This window comes from Streptomyces sp. NPDC059256 (genome assembly GCF_042753785.1).
Taxonomy (GTDB): domain Bacteria; phylum Actinomycetota; class Actinomycetes; order Streptomycetales; family Streptomycetaceae; genus Streptomyces.
Genome location: NZ_JBHYZO010000007.1, coordinates 39,896 through 56,128 on the forward strand (window position 1 = coordinate 39,896; position 16,233 = coordinate 56,128).

General features: G+C 67.2%; 13 protein-coding genes. 5 read left to right on the plus strand and 8 right to left on the minus strand.

What is annotated here, in order from left to right; genetic code table 11:
• Positions 1–69: 69 nt before the first annotated feature.
• The 4 genes from ACFXJL_RS17725 to ACFXJL_RS17740 all read right to left on the minus strand — a co-directional run bounded on the left by ACFXJL_RS17725 (position 70) and on the right by ACFXJL_RS17740 (position 4,486).
• Positions 70–651 carry a TetR/AcrR family transcriptional regulator gene (locus ACFXJL_RS17725; protein WP_384693354.1) on the minus strand — a complete coding sequence of 194 codons (582 nt, stop codon included), beginning with the start codon at positions 649–651 and terminating at the stop codon, positions 70–72.
• Positions 652–954: 303 nt separating this feature from the next.
• A complete protein-coding gene (locus ACFXJL_RS17730) occupies positions 955–1,134 on the minus strand; it encodes a hypothetical protein (RefSeq protein WP_384693357.1) in 180 nt (59 codons plus the stop codon).
• A gap of 155 nt (positions 1,135–1,289) precedes the next feature.
• A complete protein-coding gene (locus ACFXJL_RS17735; protein WP_384693360.1) occupies positions 1,290–2,552 on the minus strand; it encodes a DUF6357 family protein in 1,263 nt (420 codons plus the stop codon).
• 383 nt (positions 2,553–2,935) lie between these two features.
• Positions 2,936–4,486 (minus strand): D-glucuronyl C5-epimerase family protein, encoded by a 1,551-nt coding sequence (locus ACFXJL_RS17740; protein ID WP_384693362.1) that lies wholly within the window; start codon positions 4,484–4,486, stop codon positions 2,936–2,938.
• A gap of 434 nt (positions 4,487–4,920) precedes the next feature.
• Between ACFXJL_RS17740 and ACFXJL_RS17745 the strand changes: the two genes are divergently transcribed.
• The 3 genes from ACFXJL_RS17745 (at position 4,921) to ACFXJL_RS17755 (ending at position 7,093) form a co-directional block, all read left to right on the plus strand.
• Positions 4,921–5,439: a MarR family winged helix-turn-helix transcriptional regulator gene (locus ACFXJL_RS17745; protein ID WP_384693365.1), complete on the plus strand. Its 519-nt coding sequence runs from the start codon at positions 4,921–4,923 to the stop codon at positions 5,437–5,439.
• Between the two features lie 186 nt (positions 5,440–5,625).
• The gene (locus ACFXJL_RS17750) at positions 5,626–6,093 is read left to right on the plus strand and encodes a hypothetical protein (protein ID WP_384693368.1); all 468 of its coding nucleotides are present in this window, start codon (positions 5,626–5,628) and stop codon (positions 6,091–6,093) included.
• Positions 6,094–6,238: 145 nt separating this feature from the next.
• The gene (locus tag ACFXJL_RS17755; RefSeq protein ID WP_384693371.1) at positions 6,239–7,093 is read left to right on the plus strand and encodes an NmrA family NAD(P)-binding protein; all 855 of its coding nucleotides are present in this window, start codon (positions 6,239–6,241) and stop codon (positions 7,091–7,093) included.
• A 186-nt stretch (positions 7,094–7,279) separates the two neighbouring features.
• On the opposite strand, the gene ACFXJL_RS17760 is transcribed toward ACFXJL_RS17755, so the two are convergent.
• Both ACFXJL_RS17760 and ACFXJL_RS17765 read right to left on the minus strand, forming a co-directional pair.
• On the minus strand, positions 7,280–8,125 hold the full coding sequence (locus ACFXJL_RS17760; RefSeq protein ID WP_358878885.1) for a PaaX family transcriptional regulator C-terminal domain-containing protein: 846 nt from the start codon (positions 8,123–8,125) through the stop codon (positions 7,280–7,282).
• Positions 8,126–8,160: 35 nt separating this feature from the next.
• Positions 8,161–8,793: a GNAT family N-acetyltransferase gene (locus ACFXJL_RS17765; protein ID WP_384639108.1), complete on the minus strand. Its 633-nt coding sequence runs from the start codon at positions 8,791–8,793 to the stop codon at positions 8,161–8,163.
• 125 nt (positions 8,794–8,918) lie between these two features.
• Between ACFXJL_RS17765 and ACFXJL_RS17770 the strand changes: the two genes are divergently transcribed.
• Positions 8,919–9,980 carry an alpha/beta hydrolase family protein gene (locus ACFXJL_RS17770; protein WP_384639105.1) on the plus strand — a complete coding sequence of 354 codons (1,062 nt, stop codon included), beginning with the start codon at positions 8,919–8,921 and terminating at the stop codon, positions 9,978–9,980.
• Between the two features lie 195 nt (positions 9,981–10,175).
• Positions 10,176–11,891 carry a BCCT family transporter gene (locus ACFXJL_RS17775; protein WP_384693374.1) on the plus strand — a complete coding sequence of 572 codons (1,716 nt, stop codon included), beginning with the start codon at positions 10,176–10,178 and terminating at the stop codon, positions 11,889–11,891.
• Positions 11,892–12,286: 395 nt separating this feature from the next.
• On the opposite strand, the gene ACFXJL_RS17780 is transcribed toward ACFXJL_RS17775, so the two are convergent.
• Positions 12,287–13,438: a hypothetical protein gene (locus ACFXJL_RS17780; RefSeq protein WP_384693376.1), complete on the minus strand. Its 1,152-nt coding sequence runs from the start codon at positions 13,436–13,438 to the stop codon at positions 12,287–12,289.
• Between the two features lie 415 nt (positions 13,439–13,853).
• Positions 13,854–16,175 carry a 5-methyltetrahydropteroyltriglutamate--homocysteine S-methyltransferase gene (gene metE, locus ACFXJL_RS17785; protein WP_384693379.1) on the minus strand — a complete coding sequence of 774 codons (2,322 nt, stop codon included), beginning with the start codon at positions 16,173–16,175 and terminating at the stop codon, positions 13,854–13,856.
• Positions 16,176–16,233: the final 58 nt, after the last annotated feature.

Consider the following 16,233-nt stretch of genomic DNA (forward strand, 5'->3'; position numbering starts at 1 on the left):
AGTCCCACCACGGCGAGGACTGAGCACGGCGGATCTCGCGTACTTGGCGCCAGAGGAAGGCGCTACAGGTTATGGGGTCGGAGCGGCTGGGCGGGGAAGGACGTACGTCAGGGCAAGGCGCAGCACTTCAGCAAATGGCGTGGGGTCGGCAGTGCTGAGCCAGTGCCGACCGGCCACACGCACGGCCCCAGCAACGGCTGCGGCTAGGACAGTTGATGACAACTCCCACGGTTCGGCACCCGTGCGCTCCGAGATCGCAGCGGCCAGGGGCTCCTCGGCCATGCTGAACGCCTTCAATGCCTCGCCCTGCAACGCCGGAGTGGACATGATCATGGCCAGCCCGGCCCGGTCGGGTTCAGGGTCGGTGAAGACGTCCACCACCGCCGCGGCGATCGCCTGGTCGAGCGGCTCACCCACCGGCCTAGATCGCAGTGCCCCGCCGATGCGACGAGCTTGATCGCTCTGGAAGACGCAGATCGCTTCCTCTCGGCTGGAGAAGTAGTTGTTGTATGTCCTGGGTGCGACCCCGGCGGCTTCGGCGATGTCGCGCACCCGTACCAGGGCCAGCCCGCCGGGTCCCTTCTCCAATGCCAGTCGCAGAGCCGCGGCGCCGATCGTCTCGCGTGCGGCCTGTTTGTTGCGGGCACGCATATCACGGGGTTCGCGCTCGATCATCACTGGTTCAGGGACTGGCTGGAGTGTGTCCACCGGTCCCACCCCCCTTTCTGCCTTTGCAGCCTACGCGTCGTCAAGAAGAGCACTCGCCCGTCCATACAGCACCGGAGCCCCGAAACCTAACGCGGCCATGGTGCGTTGCTCCATCAGATCACTGCCACGGAGCGCCTCCAAACCGACGTGCCGCCCCCCGTCGACACCCCGTGCCGGTACACCGCGGAGTGCACCGGGATGAAGCTGCGGTGGAATCTCGCAGTAGACGAGCCTGAGCGGATCCGACTACTCCACCTCCCGGCCGGCTGCGCCGGCACCACCGTCGTCTACAACCCTCCCCGTATCCCCCAGCGGCCCGCCCACGAGTGCGGCATACGTCCGGTGCGGCAGCGGACCGGAGTGGGGCTCGTCGTGATCGTGGCCGTACACCCGGCCACGAAGCAACTGCTCATCATCGGCGTTCATGCGGTTCAGCTTCCCAGGCACCACCGACAACGCGGACTTGCCCATGAGACACCGCGGACCTGTCCTCGGTGTTCACGCTAACTGCGGTGGATAGCGCGGGGAAGCCTGGACCGGCTGTCTCGCTGGTCCTCCGACTGCGTGTGCGCGGACTCCCTCTACCCGGCGTCGCGCCGCCGGCGTGCGCGTTCGAACTCAGTGACGTCCGACATCCAAGTCCCGTGCCGTTCGAGTGCGGCACAGCCGCCGCGGACGAAGACTCTCACCAGATTCCGGTACGCGCCGATCCCGTCGACCAGGCTGTACTCGACCCGGTACTCCGGATCCGCCCCGCCTACGCCCTCGTGCACCGTGGTGATCCGGGCGATGGAGTCCGCGTAGAAGTGGAGCTGGATCCCTTCGCCCTTCTCCTCGTCCTCGATCGTGAACACCTCGTTGTCACCGGCGGAGCGATCGGCGACGAACTCCCAGAACTCCGCGGTGGCGGTGCGGGGATTGTCCGGGAGCCACTTCTTCTCGACGCCCTTGTCGTCGGTGAACGACAGGATTGTCTTCCTTGCACGTGCGCCGAAGTCGGCGCGGGTGCCGGGAGCCTCCTCGTCATCCTCCATGGGCTTGTTCCTGGAGCGGTCCGCGGCCTCCGAGCACATCAGGACGCTCACGGTACGCACCGCGTCGTCGACGAGTTCAGGGTGTGAACGGCGTACGGCTGCGTCGACCGTCGTCGCCATCCGCTCCCAGTCACCCTTGTCCGTGGCGCGCTTCCCCCGCCGTGGATCTCGGCCGATCCGCATCGCTGCGCATGCCTGCTCCGCGGTGGCGATCACACGCAGGACCTCGGGCAGCAACGCCGGGGCGACGGCATCGGGTATCCGCCTCGGCACCGTCGCACCGTGCAGATACTGGCCCGTGTACTGCAGAAGTGCGGTGTCGAGCGGGCCGAGTACCGTTCCGCGGTCGGCGCGCCGACGCTTCGCGTGGTACTCCTGAGCTCGCCTCCCGTTGGATGTCTCCGTCGCCGCGCGCATCGCCGCGCAGACCTGACCGCGCTCAAGCAGATCGATGTCAGCCCCATGGGCGATGAGCCGGCCCCGGTCACACCGGATGCGTTGGAAGAGCGCGTCGACGTCTGCCGGCGCGGAGAGGAGGATCGGGTCCAGAAGCGCGACGGCAGCGTCCTCGTCGAGCCGGCCCCGGGTTCCGGCGGCATCGCACAGCGGAAGGACCGCACTCCACAGCAGCAGGTGTCTGGCCAGGTCCTCCTGGATCACCGCAAGATGGTTTTCCCCGATCGGGAACGTGAACGTGCGAGGTTCATGGTTGGCGTCGGCCCCCGCGCCCATCATCAGCTTCAGCACACCGTCCTCGCGGATCACGTTCGGGATCCAGCCGCTGCTGCGTGTGAAAACGATGTCTCTCATGCTCTCAGTCTTCCTCATCAGCCGAGACCAGCGAGTCCTGCCTGCACTGATACACATGGGTAAGAACCAACGAACGGCAACGCTTCGTGTGGATGCCGCCCAGCATGGGTCCTCCGCAAGATGTGTGTCGCAGTCGGCAAGGAGGCACGCGGATCGGAACAGTTGGCCGGCGCGAAGCCTCTCTCACTGCGTCTGGGCTCGTCCGCACGGGACTGCCTCCCTCTCTACCCCGTTCCATCGCCGCAAGAGACCAGGGCTTTCGTCCCCGTCCTTCTGCGTCGACGCGGTGACCGGGCAAGCATGCTTCGGCTGGCACGCGGAATCTCTCCACCAACGCAACAGGGACGCTGCGGGCAGGTAGTGAGTACCGTCCTCGCCCCTGGTCATACGGCGTCGGACAGGGTCAGCCGCTCGGTCGGTGCCCACCACCCGCCGAGCGAGCCGCCTGCGAGCCGTACCATGGGCCGGCTGTCGATCACCGCACGGCGATCGTAGAACAGGGCCGTATCCCTCGGGTACGTCACCGTACGACTGGTCGGCTTCGCCTCGGGACCGCTGCGGCAGACGAGGTTGACGCCCGCAGAGATGGTCGCCTGGCGGGCGGGGCGATAGTCCGAGGCGCACCACTCGCCGTGCAGACGCACCGAAGGATACTGTTCCCGTATGTGCCAACCCGCGGCCGGGCCTTCCTCGATCTGCAGGTGGATGCCACGGCCGGGTATGCGTGTCCGGCGTGTGGCGGTGCACTGTTCGGAGCGGCTCAGGGTGAGCGAGCGGCGGGCCGTGATCGCGCCGTTCTCGGCGAAGCGATACAGACTTTGCGTGCCGTCCTGCATCGTCACCCGACCGCCGGCCTTGCCCAGGGACGGCGGTGGAAAGTCGTCGATCAGCAGGTCGGACTGGGCTGCGAAGCGTTGGCTGCCGGAGAGCCACGACAACTGGAGCAGAAGGTCGCTGTGCACGCGGTGATAGGACTTGGTCGGGATCGTGTGCGTACGGCAGTAGTGGGACAGTCCACCCGGGTTTCGCATCATCGGGAAGTACACGGCGAGGGTTGACAGTGATCCGTCGAAGAGTTGCTCCGCCAGTGGGTTCCTGCTCAGCGTGTGGTAGTCCCACAACCCCAGTGCCGCGAACATGAAGCCGTTGTAGGTGTAGTCCGAAACACCGGGGGCGTCGATCGGGTACTCGTGGATCCACAACTGGCGTTTCTCGTCTCGGGCGACGACCCAGGGAGACGTATCGTCTGCCACCAGCAGAGAAGCGAACGCACCGTCGGCAGCTGCGCGGTAGCGTGCTCTTTCACTTCCGGGGATGCCCTTGTACGCGGCCAACTGGGCGAAAAGGCTGAGCGCTTCGCCCTGGGCCATTCCGGAGTACCAGGGGGCTTTGTAATCCACTCCCGTGTGTACCTGGTGCCGGAAGTCGAAGGGGTACGGAAAGAACCATGCGCCGCGTACCAGGTGCCGCTCTTCGATCAACCGTTGCGCCTGCAGTTTCGCACGTTGTAGATAGAACGGGTCCCCGGTCCGTCGATGACTAGCGAGATTCTCCAACCCGAATTGGATCTGACCGACGGGGTGGTCGTACATTCGGCCGTCTGCCTTGAACATACGGACACCCGTGGCGTCGTGCGGATTCGTGTCAACCTTGGCCGCGGTCCTCGTACGCCAGGGCTGCAAGGCATCCGGCACGTCGAGGACGCACTGATATCCCTCGGTCTGAAATGTGAACGGCAATCCCTGTGGGAGGGCAGGGGCGCGGCGTCGGGAATCCGCACTGGTAGTTTGACCCGCAGCGAACGCCCCTCCGGTCAACCCGACCACGGCTGTGGCTGCTACTGCCGAGCGGAACAGACCACGACGCCCGGAATGAAAACTGGAATCAGCCGCTGACATAGAGAAATTCCTTGCAATGTGAACCTGAACGGTCATTTCAGGAGTGTGTGGAGGCATGACACAGCAGGGCCTCAGGAGCCCGTGGAGTAGACGTGCGCTGTCGTGCCCTGTCGCTTCTGGTGGGCCTTTTCGGCCCTCATTTGATTCGACGCCTCGGACTCTGCGAAATGTTGCACCGGGTTTCGACGGAGCCACGAGCAACCGTGGAGTCACCGGCTGCTGTGGTGGCTGTCGGTGAGTCACGCACACGCCCGCGAGTTCAGCGGAGGGCCCGCCGTCCGCCCACCAGAGCGCCTTGCTCCAGGCGACCTAGGACCCCCGGGGCCCCGTCCCGGATCGCCTGTGTGCGGGACGGGGCCGGGCTCGCCAGGCGAGGGAGACTCTCCCGGTGAGGTTGGGCTCGCGGCGTACGGGGCACAGCGAGGACGGCTCAGGTTGACCGCAATATAGTTAGGTGCCATATTATCCCTATGGCAGCGGACGGGATCGACCATGAGTCACCCACACTGGATCAGGCGCGGCGTCAGTTGGAGCACTACGGCCTCGGGGACGACCCGCAGGCGGTGCTCGTCGCGGTGCGGCTGATCTCGGCGGGGGCGCGGCTCGGTCGGGCGACCGAGGTGCACTTCGCGAGGTACGGGTTGTCGACAGGCCGATACCGGCTGCTCGCGGATCTGGAGGATCATGACGGGGAGAAGTCCCCTTCACGACTGGCCGCCGATCTCGGCGTCTCGCGGGCCACGGTTACCGGCCTGGTTGACGGGCTGGAGCGGGAGGGTCTCGTTGCCCGGCGCCCGTCCGCGGAGGACGGGCGGGGCGCCGTCGTGATCCTGACCGCTCGGGGTGCACAGCGGTTGCGGGACATGGCGCCCGAGCATTTCGCCCGCCTTCAGGAGATGGTGGGCGAGCTCACCGTCGATGAGCGCGCACTGTTCTTGGATCTGCTCTCGCGGATTGTTCGCGGAATCGGCGCACTGACCGCGGAGTAGGCCGCGACTCCCCTACAGATCGCCCCATGGGACGGGTCTGCATCGCACGGCGAGCCGCAGCGCCGCCGGCGCGGGCGACCACTTTCCCATGACCTAATAGTTAGCCACCTAATCATAATCGAAAGGCTGGTCTCTCATGTTCGGAACCACCCCACCGGTCCCAGGTGCAGCGGAGCAGAGGTCGCCATGTCCCAAGGAGTAGACGGCGCCATCGGCAGTCGCACCGCTCAACCTTTCACTCTGTGGCGTGAGGTGCTGGTCGCCTATTTCGCCCCTGCCTTGATGGCGGGCGCCGGCGGAGTCGCCGGTGGGCAGGCCGGGTTGACAGTAGCGGCGGTCACATCCATCGCGGGTACGTCGGCCCTGGTGACACTGCTGATCGGCACCTGGCTGCAACGTCGCAAAGGGCCACGGCCATGGACCGCCAACCTTCCGCGCATCGTCCTGGTCGCGCTCCTCGCCGTTGGCGCGGCCACAGCCGCGGGTCTCGTCGGATGGTTCGCCTCCCAATGGCTGCCGGCACACACCGGTGTGCCCGACACTCCATGGCTCACCCGGCTGCGGCTCGATCTACCGATATCCGCAGCCCTCGCCGCGAGTGTTGTGAGCTGGCGTTGGCACGGAGCTCGGCGAACGCAACCACGGCAGCCGTAGCCCGTACCGCCCGCTCTCCCCGTATCCCATCAGGTACCGCCCACACCGCCCGTACCGGGAGCAGACCCGGCGGCCGGCGGCACATCGGCAGACACCTCCGCGGATCCCCCGCGGCAAGAACGAGAGGCACACAATGATCGTCATCATGGGAGCGTCTGGAACCACCGGAGGCGCGTTGCTGCGCAGCCTCGCCGCATCCGGCGTGCCGAGCAGGGCGCTGACCCGTGACCCGGATCGGTTGCGGGCGCACCTCGGCGAGGCGGTCAGCCATCTCGTCGAGGTCGTGCCCGCCGACGCCACGGACACCGACTCGCTGCGCGCCGCGTTCAAGGGCGCCCGGCAACTGTTCCTCGCCATGGCCAACGGCCCGGCGCAGGTCGATCTCGAAACGCGTGTCGTCGACACGGCCGCGGACAGCGGCATCGAGCACATCGTCAAGATTTCCGATCCGGTCGCCGCAGCGGACTCCCCGGTCACCCTCTCCCGGGGCCATCACGCCGTCGAGGAACACCTGCGTGCGTCCGGCCTGACACACACCGTTCTCCGCCCCTACGCGTTCATGCAAAACCTGCTGCTTCTTGCTCCGGCCGTGGCCGCGCGGAGCGTGGTCCTGGGCGCGATGCAGGACGCCCCCTGCAACTGGATCGACAGTCGCGACATCGGTGACGTCGCCGCCGCGACGCTGACGCGCGCCGACCTCAGGGGCGGCACCTATGTGCTCACCGGCAGTGAGGCGGTCGGCTACGGCGAACTCACCGAAATCCTGACCCGCCTGCTCGGCCGCCCGGTCCGCTACGTGGACCTGCCCCCGCACGAACTGCGGGAGAACCTCGTCCACCACGCACACATGCCACCGTGGCTCGCCGAGCACGTGGTGGAGATCCAGCAGCTGGCGGTGTCCCATCCGGAGTCACCCACCGACACGGTCACCCATGTCCTGGGCCGTCCGCCCCGCACTCTGGACGCCTTTCTGCGCGAGCACCTGGCCCGCTTCCGCTGATCCCGTGTCACGTAACAACGCCAAACAGGTCGGGCGCCCATGCGTGAACAGCACTTTCCTCCCACTCTGAGGCCCGTCAACCCGACCGAGTGCACAACCTGAATCTGATGCGCGTCCGTATCCAAGGGCGGGGGCCCTCGCCGGGCCCTCGCTCAACAGGCATGACCTGCGGGATCTGTTTCGTCGTCAGCTTGAGGCCCGATCTGCTGCTTCTCGGGTGATGTCGGCATAGAGGCGGAAGAGGGCTGGGCGGGCCTCGCCATGGTCGCGTTCGTACAGGGCCGCCCAGCACCGGGCGACCAGTTCGCGGGCCTGAGTGCCGGGCCAGGGCCGGGGCAGGAGCTGAGGCGGCAGCAGCGGGTCGGGCTCCATCGCACGGGTGAGTTCGGCGGCCAACTCGACAGCGATGGTGAGCAGTGCGGACGGGGAGAGTTCGGCAGGGCTGGTGAGCCGGGCGAGGCGGGGCCGGGTGACGCGGCTGAGCAGGTGGTACCGGTCGGCGATCTCCTGGAGGGGCCACAGACTGCGGGCGAGTTCGGCAGGCCGTTGGACGTCGCCTCTGCGCAGGTCCGTCGTTGTGAGGAGGGTGAGTGCGCCATGGGCACCGAGACGATGGGCCGCTTCTTCGACGTACGGTTCCCAGGCGTTGGCACAGACGTACAACCCACCCTGGAGCGGGGCACCACCGAGATGGACGAGCGTCTCGCGCAGGGCGTCCCGGGCCGTGCGCGCCGATTCGGGCACGGCGAAGGCGGCCAGGTGCCAGACACCGTCCCAGGGGGCGAGCCCGGCGTCCTGTTGGAATGCGTGCCGCAGGAAGTCCGCGTTGGGGGCGAGGGCATGCATGGTGTCCGGGGTCGCGTGCAGCTCCGCCTTGCGGCCTCGGCCTTCATGGGTGAATCGCCCTTCGGCCACGAGGCGTTTGACGCACAGCCTTACCTGCTGGTCGCTCATGCCCAGGGTGTTGGCGACGGTGTACAGCTCGTCCGCGCCGACCGTCCCGTCCTCCCGGATCAGCGCGTGGACGAGCATGCGGGTGGGGACCTCGACGTGGTCGCTGTCGGTGTTCACAGTTCTCTCGCTCCTCGCGTCCCAACCGGACGGTGCATGGTGGTGACCGCGCCGAATCCGAGCAGCCCCCGCAGGTAGGGCGTGTGCTCGGTCCGTACGGCCGTGAAGCCGCGCCGCTCGTAAAGAGCCCGGGCGCGCGGGTTGACGTCGATCACGTCCAGCCTGATCTCCCGGCAGTCCTGCTCGGCCGCGATGGCGGCCACTTCCTCGATGAGCAGGCTCCCGATGCCGCGGCCTCGCATGTCCGGGTCCACGGCGATGCCGTCCATGACGAGCTGACCGGGAGCCGGGTGACGTTCGAACAGGGCGAGGAGCAGGAGTCGGTGCAGTCCTCGCAGGTGTCCGTACACGCGCAGCACGGCGCGGGCCGATCCTCCGGTGAGGGCCCGCCCGCCGTGTTGGTAGCCGGCGAGACCCACGAGCCGCCCGTCGAGGAGTGCGCAGACCGCTCGATCGGTGTTCAGGTGGGCGGCGATAAAGGGCACCGCCTTGTCTGACGGGTTCAGTGCGGGACCGAGCTTGCGACCGAATGCCGCCCAGTACAGCTCGGCCACCCGCCGCTCGGCTCCAGCCGGAACGCCCCGCCGCACTGTCACCGGTGTCCCCTGGTCTGTCGTGTCCAGTCCCATGCCGTGCCTTCTCTCTCCCAGAACCTGGGACTGAACCCGAGACTCCAATCTATCGAATTCTACACGACCGTTTCCATAGTGATAGTTTTGATGTGTCTACTCAATCCCAACAGAGGCGGCGTCCCATGTGTCCGAAGAGCCAGTCCCGACGGCGCGGGCTCCGCGTCGCCGTGTGGTCGCTCGTCACGGCCCTCGTCGTGGCCGCCTGCCTCGTCGGTGTGGTGCTGTGGCAGAACTCCTACGACATGGAGGAGCAGCGGGTCACGATCCGCCACGGCGGCCACACCCTCCACGGCGTACTGGCCATCCCCAAGGACGGCCGCAAGCACCACGGCCTGGTCGTGTACGTCCACGGCGACGGCCCTACCGACGCCACTCACGGAGACGGCTACCAACCCATGTGGGAGGCGAACGCCAAGGCCGGGTACGCCTCACTCTCCTGGCACAAGCCCGGCGTCGCGGGCGCACCCGGCAACTGGCTCGACCAGTCCATGGATGACCGGGCCGACGAGGCAGCCGCCGCCATCGCCTGGGCCCGCGCCCGCCCGGACATCGACGGCGATCGGATCGGACTCTGGGGCGCGAGCCAGGCGGGATGGGTCCTGCCGAAGATCGCCGCCAAGACACCCGTGGCCTTCGCCATCGCCGTCTCACCCGCGATCAACTGGCTCCAGCAAGGCCGCTACAACCTGCTCGCCGAACTGCGCGCCGACGGCGCATCAGCGGCCCGCACCAAGGCCGAGGTCGCCAGGAGCGACACGATCCGCCGGCTGCTGGGACGCCAGGCGACCTTCGATGAGTACCTCAGGGCGATGGGCGGCGACGCGGACGGCATGACCGCCGACCGTTGGGGCTTCATCTCCAAGAACCACACCGCGGACGTCACACGAGACCTTCGCGCCCTGCACGGCATACCGGTACTACTGGCCCTCGCAGGCCATGACATCAATGTGGACGTCGCCGACACGGAACGCACGTACCACAAAGTGCTGGACACAGGTGGCGCATTGACGGTCAGGCACTACCCGGACGCGGCCCACTCACTGCTCAAACAGTCCATTGAGCAGTCGGACCTCAAGATCACGTTCACCGCGCTCTTCTCCCCCCGCTCACTCTTCGCGGACGGATTCCTCGACGGCCAGCGACAGTTCCTCAAGGAAGTCGACCGAGCCCGCACCACTCCATGACACTCGCGCAAGCCCAGACGGAACGGAGGGATCGGGGTGGAATGACGGACGCTCGGGCAGACGAAACTCCGGCTCCGCAGTTCGGAAGCGGCCGACCGGTGGGACAGGCTGGTGATCGCCGCCAGAAAGCGCACGAGTAGCGGCGATCGGCGTGCCACGCTGCATGGCGCCCCAAACACCACCATAGTGACCCCGGTGAGCACTGAACGGATCGAAGAGTCAGGGCGGCCCGAGGGTCCGGAGGAACCTCACAACCCCACCGGCCAGGACACTTCCCCCGACGTCGTGGTCGTGGGCGTCGGGATCGCGGTCCTCCTTGCCGTCGTCGCCTGGGCCGCGATCGGCAAGGAGTCCTTCGACAGCGTGTCCGGCTCCGCCTTGGACTGGGTGCTGAACAACTTCGCCTGGCTGTTCGTGATCGCGGCGGATGCCTTCCTCGTCCTGTGCGTCCTGCTCGCCTTCTCCCGCTACGGCAGGATCAGGCTCGGAGCCGACGACAGCGAACCGGAGTTCACCAACCTCGCGTGGATCGCCATGATGTTCAGCGCGGGCATGGGTATCGGACTGATGTTCTACGGTGTCGGTGAACCCCTCACGCACTATCTGGCACCGCCGCCAGGCAGCGGGGTGGCGCCACGCACCGGTGCAGCGGCGGGAACAGCGCTGGAGTACTCGTTCTTCCACTGGACCCTCACCCCGTGGGCGATCTACGGGATCGCCGGCCTCGCGCTCGCCTACGCAGGCTTCCGCAAAGGCCGCAGCAACCGTCTCAGTGCGGTGTTCGTGCCCCTGATCGGGGAACGCAAGGCGAATGGATGGCCCGGCCGGCTGATTGACCTGCTGGCGGTGTTCGCAACCGTGTTCGGGACCGCAACAAGCCTAGGAGTGGGAACCCTCCAGGTCGCGAAGGGCCTCAACCTCACTGTCGGTGTGGAGGGTTCGACGACGGCACAACTGCTCATCGTGGTCTTTCTGTCCGCGGCCTTCGTGATCTCCGCCTTCACCGGACTGCACAGAGGCGTGAAATGGCTGAGCACCATGAACATCGTCCTGGCGGGGTGCCTGATGCTCTTCGTGTTCGTGCTGGGGCCAACCGTCTACATCCTGGACGCGATCCCGGCGAGCGTCGGCGGCTACTTCAGCAATCTGGTCACGATGGCAACCCGGACCGGCGCCTTCACGGACAGCGCGTGGCTGGGCTCCTGGACGATCTTCTACTGGGCTTGGTGGCTGTCCTGGGCGCCCTTCGTGGGAACGTTCATCGCGCGGATCTCCCGAGGCCGGAGCATCCGGGAGTTCCTGATCGGGGTGCTGCTCGTCCCGAGCGGAGCCACCGTCGTCTGGTTCTGTGTGCTGGGTGGCACCGGCATTCGGCTGGACTCGACCGGCAAGGTCGACATGGCGGCGAAGCTCAAAGAGGGCGAGGAGGCATCGCTGTTCGCGATGCTGGACGCGCTGCCGCTGGGATCGGTCACCTCCTGGTTGGCGATGCTGATGGTGATGACGTACTTCGTCACCAGCGCGGACTCCGCGTCGCTGGTGATGGGGTCACTCACCAGCAGGGGCGCCCTGAACCCGCGGACCTGGCTGGTGGTCGTCTGGGGTGTGCTGATGGCAGCAGTGGCAGCGGTGCTGCTGGTGGCCGGGGGGCTGAGCTCGCTCCAGACAGCGACAATCCTGGTGGCGCTGCCATTCGTCGTGGTCATGCTGCTGCTGTGCTGGGCACTGCTGCGTGAGTTGCGTGCGGACCCCGGCGCCGGACCCGCACGCGGTCAGGCACTCCACGGCGTACGCGACGCAGTACGGGCGATGGTCGGCGAGGTGATCTCCGAGACGGGCCCGGATCGGCACCATCGACTGCGCCGGATCGTCCGGTCCCGCAGCCAGGAGAATCCCGAGAACGACGAGTGACACACCCACAGGGTCCCGGACTCGTACACGGAGTCCGCGCTGCTGACCTGGGTCGGTTTGCTTGTCGTCGTTGGGGACTGGCTGTTGCTGGTTGAGGTGTGAATCGTCCAGTTCCACCCGGGGCAGGGCGCGGTTACCACCGCCCCGACTTCCTGCACGGGTGTGAGCGCGGCACATCCGCTGTCGGCAACGACACCCTCCCCGTCCTGGTTCTGTACACGGCGCCGGATCGTGGGAGCCGGCCAGGCAGAGTTCATCGCCAACCCGTTCATCACCGTGTCGAGGTAGATGGGAGTCAGGGCGTCAGTGTCCACACGGCCTCTATCCCGTGGCTGCGTTGTTCCTCCAAGCATTGGGTCAGATGAGACTTGACGCGTCCGTGGTCGCCCGACAGATCAGCTCCGGCTCAGACCAAACAGGGAAAGAGCCCGGTCGACCCCCTCGTCGTCGGTCCCTTCGAGATCGACGGCGCCGTCCACCCGCAGATCGAGATGCGCGAACCGTGGAGCCAGCGCCCCGGCCGCGGACACCGGATCTCCCTCGCAGTCCATCCGGCCGACCGTCAACTCCCTGAGGGACAGACGTCTGAGCCCAGGAAGGACAGGGGACTGCGCCAGTGCGGAAAGGACCTCGTAGGAGGTGGCGTCGAACTCCGCCCGGGAGAGGTCGAGATCGGTGAGCCGAGGGTAGTCGGAGGTGTTCAGCTCACCCAACTGCTCCAGTGGGGGCAGGCACCCGAAGACGTCATCGCCGACCTCGACTTCCAGGGAGACCAGGCCGGGCAGCGTTCCGAGGCCGAGAATCGAGCCGTCCGCGAGAGCGGGGCCTCTGACCCTCAGCCGGGTCAGGCTGTCGTGGTCCACGCTGTGGAACAGGAACGCGCCTTCGAGTTCCAGTGCGCACAGGGCGGGAAGCGAGCCCCATATGTCGGTCTGCACCAGACCTTTGTTGAGGTGGGCCAGCGGATCGATAGGGTTCCCCGTCGATCCCGCACTGTGCTCATACAGGAGATCGAAGTCGTAGCCGAAGTACAGACGCTCCAGCCGAGTGCGTTGCCGGGCGGCCAGGGCGATCGCGGCGTGCTCGGCGGAACGATGGTAGTCGGTGAGGTGCAGATCGAGTGTGCGCAGTCGGTGGGCGGCGGAGTGGGAGAGCAGCGCGTCGATCAGTGCGCCTTCCCACTGCTCGGCGTCAGCCGGGTCGGCGGGTGCGGCGTGCGGGTGATCCTTCAGAAGGCGTTGCACCAGTTCCCGGCGTTGCGGCCGGGTGTCGGCGGCCAGGCGGAAGGACGCCTCATCGATGCAGCCACGACGCCAGGTGAACCGCCAGGAGCCGTCTTCTCGGAGCCCATCCAGCCCCAGTTGGCGTTCAACTTCTCGGTAGGCGGCTGCCGTCAGAGCCTGGTCACCGCCCCCGGTCTCACTGTGGTGTTCGAGCCGGATCGCTCTGCCCCGCAGGTCACCCACCCCGGTCAGGCGATCCGCGCAGGTCAGCCACCCGTCCCAGTCATCCATATCCGGAAGATCCGCGGTATCGAAGAGGTGCATGTCCTTCTCCAACTTCTGTTGACGAACCCGGATGCAACCGGGTGGCGATACATCGTCAACAGCACCCTAGACGCGGCCTCGGACACCGGAGGGATCGGTCCGCGCGCTTGCGCTTCACTTGGTGATGTACCGGAGAAACGCCCATTGCAGGCTGCTGTCCCCTCCGCCCGTCGTGGCGACATGGCGCACAACAAGCAGAGCCCAGCTGCCCGGTTACCCGCGCTCGTCAAGGACCGGATGCGGTGCGGGCGAACAGGATCTCCGTGACCACGCCGCTGGTCACCAGGCCGACGCCGGGGCTGGGGGCGAAGTCGTCAACGCGACCGTGAGTTGTTCGGAAGGTCCGTCGTGGACCAGCACCGCACGCCAGGGGCCGGGGGCTGGAAAGCGCGTTCCAGCCCCCGGCCCTGTGAGGTCAGGCGCCTCCGGTCAGTTCGGCGCGGACCTCGCGGGCCGCGGAGACCAGGTTCTCCAGCGATGCCCTGGTCTCGGGCCAGCCCCGGGTCTTCAGTCCGCAGTCGGGGTTGACCCATAGGCGCTCGGCCGGGATGGCCTCAAGCCCCTTGCGCAGCAAGGTCGCCGCCTCTGCGGCGCTGGGCACGCGCGGGGAGTGGATGTCGTACACCCCAGGTCCGGCTTCGCGGGGGTAGCCGTGGGTGGCGAGTTCGCGGGCGACCTGCATGTGGGAGCGGGCGGCTTCCAGGCTGATGACGTCGGCGTCAAGGTCGTCGATGGCCTGGACGATATCGCCGAACTCGGCATAGCACATATGGGTGTGGATCTGGGTGTCAGGCCGTACGCCGCTGGTGGTGAGGCGGAAGGACTCGGTGGCCCACTCCAGGTACTCGGCATGGTCGGCGGTGCGCAGCGGGAGTGTTTCGCGCAGTGCGGGTTCGTCGACCTGGATCACGGAGGTGCCTGCGGCTTCCAGGTCGTTGACCTCGTCACGGAGGGCGAGGGCGACTTGGCGGGCGGTGTCGCCGAGGGGTTGGTCGTCGCGGACGAAGGACCAGGCGAGCATGGTGACCGGGCCGGTGAGCATTCCCTTGACGGGTCGTTCGGTCAGGGACTGGGCGTAGGAGGTCCAGCGGACCGTCATCGGTTCGGGACGGGAGATGTCTCCAGCCAGGACGGGCGGCCGGACGTAGCGGGTGCCGTAGGACTGGACCCAGCCCTGTTGGGTGGCGAGGTAGCCGGTGAGCTGCTCGGCGAAGTACTGGACCATGTCGTTGCGTTCGGCCTCGCCGTGGACGAGGACGTCGATGCCGGCCTTCTCCTGGAAGGCGAGGACGTCGCGGATCTCGTCCTTGATGCGCTCTTCGTAGCCGGCGATGTCGATGCGCCCGGCGCGCAGATCAGCACGGGCGGTGCGCAGTTCATTGGTCTGGGGGAACGATCCGATGGTGGTGGTCGGCAGCAGGGGCAGCTGAAGGTGTGCGCGCTGCGCGACGGTTCGTTCGGCGTAGGGCTGGGAGCGGCGGCCGTCAGTGTCGGTGATGGCGGCGGTACGGGCGCGGACTGCGGGGCTGTGGGTGAGGGCGGAGTTGGTGCGGGAGGCGAGATCGGCCCGGTTGGCGGCGAGTTCGGTGGCGATGGCGTCGGTACCCTGGGCGAGTCCCTTGGCGAGGGTGACGATCTCGGTGCTCTTCTGTCGGGCGAAGGCGAGCCAGCGAACGATCTGCGGGTCGATGTCACCTTCCGCGTCGGCGTCCAGTGGGACGTGGAGCAGGGAGCAGGAGGCTGCCACGTCGACCTGGTCCGCGAGGCCGAGGAGGGTGCCGAGGGTGGCGAGGGACTTCTCGTAGTCGTTGATCCAGATGTTACGGCCGTTGACCACTCCGGCGATCAGGCGCTTGCCGCGGAGTCCGCCGGCGGCGGCGAGGTCGTCGAGGTTGCCCGCGGCCCGCTCGGTGAAGTCGAGTGCGAGGCCGTCGACGGGCGCCTTGGCGAGGACTGAGAGTGCCTGCCCGAGGCGGTCGAAGTAGGAGGCGACCAGGAGCTTGGGCCGGTCGGTGAGCGCGCCGAGATCACGGTAGGCGCGGGCGGCAGCGTTCAGGTCGGCCGGGGTGCGGTCCTGGACGAGGGCGGGTTCGTCGAGTTGCACCCATTCCGCGCCGGCCGCACGCAGGTCGGCGAGGACCTCCGCGTAGACGGGCAGCAGCCGGTCCAGCAGGGTCAGCGGTTCGAAGTCGGTTGCGACCCCGGGCGCGGGCTTGGCCAGGAGGAGGTAGGTGATGGGTCCGACGAGGACAGGTCGGGCGTTGAGGCCGAGTGCCTGGGCTTCCTTCAACTCGGCCACCTGCTTGGTGGAGTCGGCCGTGAAGACGGTGTCGGGTCCGAGTTCGGGGACCAGGTAGTGGTAGTTGGTGTCGAACCACTTGGTCATTTCCAGTGGTGCAAGGTCCTGGGTGCCGCGTGCCATGGCGAAGTAGCCGTCGAGTGCGTCCGCCGTGACGGCCTCACGGTGGCGGGCGGGGATCGCACCGACCATGACGCTGGTGTCCAGCACATGGTCGTAGTAGGAGAAGTCACCGGTCGGTACTTCGTGGATGCCGGCGTCGGACAACTGCTGCCAGTTCTCCCGACGAAGACCAGCCGCTGTTTCCCGGAGGGCGTCTGCGGTGACACGGCCCTTCCAGTAGCCCTCGATGGCCTTTTTCAGTTCCCGATGGGCCCCCTGGCGGGGGTAGCCGTACACGGTGGCTCGTGCTGCCGCGGCTGCGGACTGCGCTGTCACAGAACTCTCCTTCGCGAGATGTCTCCTGCAGTCCCGGGACGGGACGAGAACGCGAAGG

Coding starts and splice junctions, on each gene's coding strand:
- ACFXJL_RS17725 (WP_384693354.1), bottom strand. CDS start 651: ATGCGTGCCCGCAACAAACAGGCCGCACGCGAGACGATCGGCGCCGCG.
- ACFXJL_RS17730 (WP_384693357.1), bottom strand. CDS start 1,134: ATGAACGCCGATGATGAGCAGTTGCTTCGTGGCCGGGTGTACGGCCAC.
- ACFXJL_RS17735 (WP_384693360.1), bottom strand. CDS start 2,552: ATGAGAGACATCGTTTTCACACGCAGCAGCGGCTGGATCCCGAACGTG.
- ACFXJL_RS17740 (WP_384693362.1), bottom strand. CDS start 4,486: ATGACCGTTCAGGTTCACATTGCAAGGAATTTCTCTATGTCAGCGGCT.
- ACFXJL_RS17745 (WP_384693365.1), top strand. CDS start 4,921: ATGGCAGCGGACGGGATCGACCATGAGTCACCCACACTGGATCAGGCG.
- ACFXJL_RS17750 (WP_384693368.1), top strand. CDS start 5,626: ATGTCCCAAGGAGTAGACGGCGCCATCGGCAGTCGCACCGCTCAACCT.
- ACFXJL_RS17755 (WP_384693371.1), top strand. CDS start 6,239: ATGGGAGCGTCTGGAACCACCGGAGGCGCGTTGCTGCGCAGCCTCGCC.
- ACFXJL_RS17760 (WP_358878885.1), bottom strand. CDS start 8,125: ATGCTCGTCCACGCGCTGATCCGGGAGGACGGGACGGTCGGCGCGGAC.
- ACFXJL_RS17765 (WP_384639108.1), bottom strand. CDS start 8,793: ATGGGACTGGACACGACAGACCAGGGGACACCGGTGACAGTGCGGCGG.
- ACFXJL_RS17770 (WP_384639105.1), top strand. CDS start 8,919: ATGTGTCCGAAGAGCCAGTCCCGACGGCGCGGGCTCCGCGTCGCCGTG.
- ACFXJL_RS17780 (WP_384693376.1), bottom strand. CDS start 13,438: ATGCACCTCTTCGATACCGCGGATCTTCCGGATATGGATGACTGGGAC.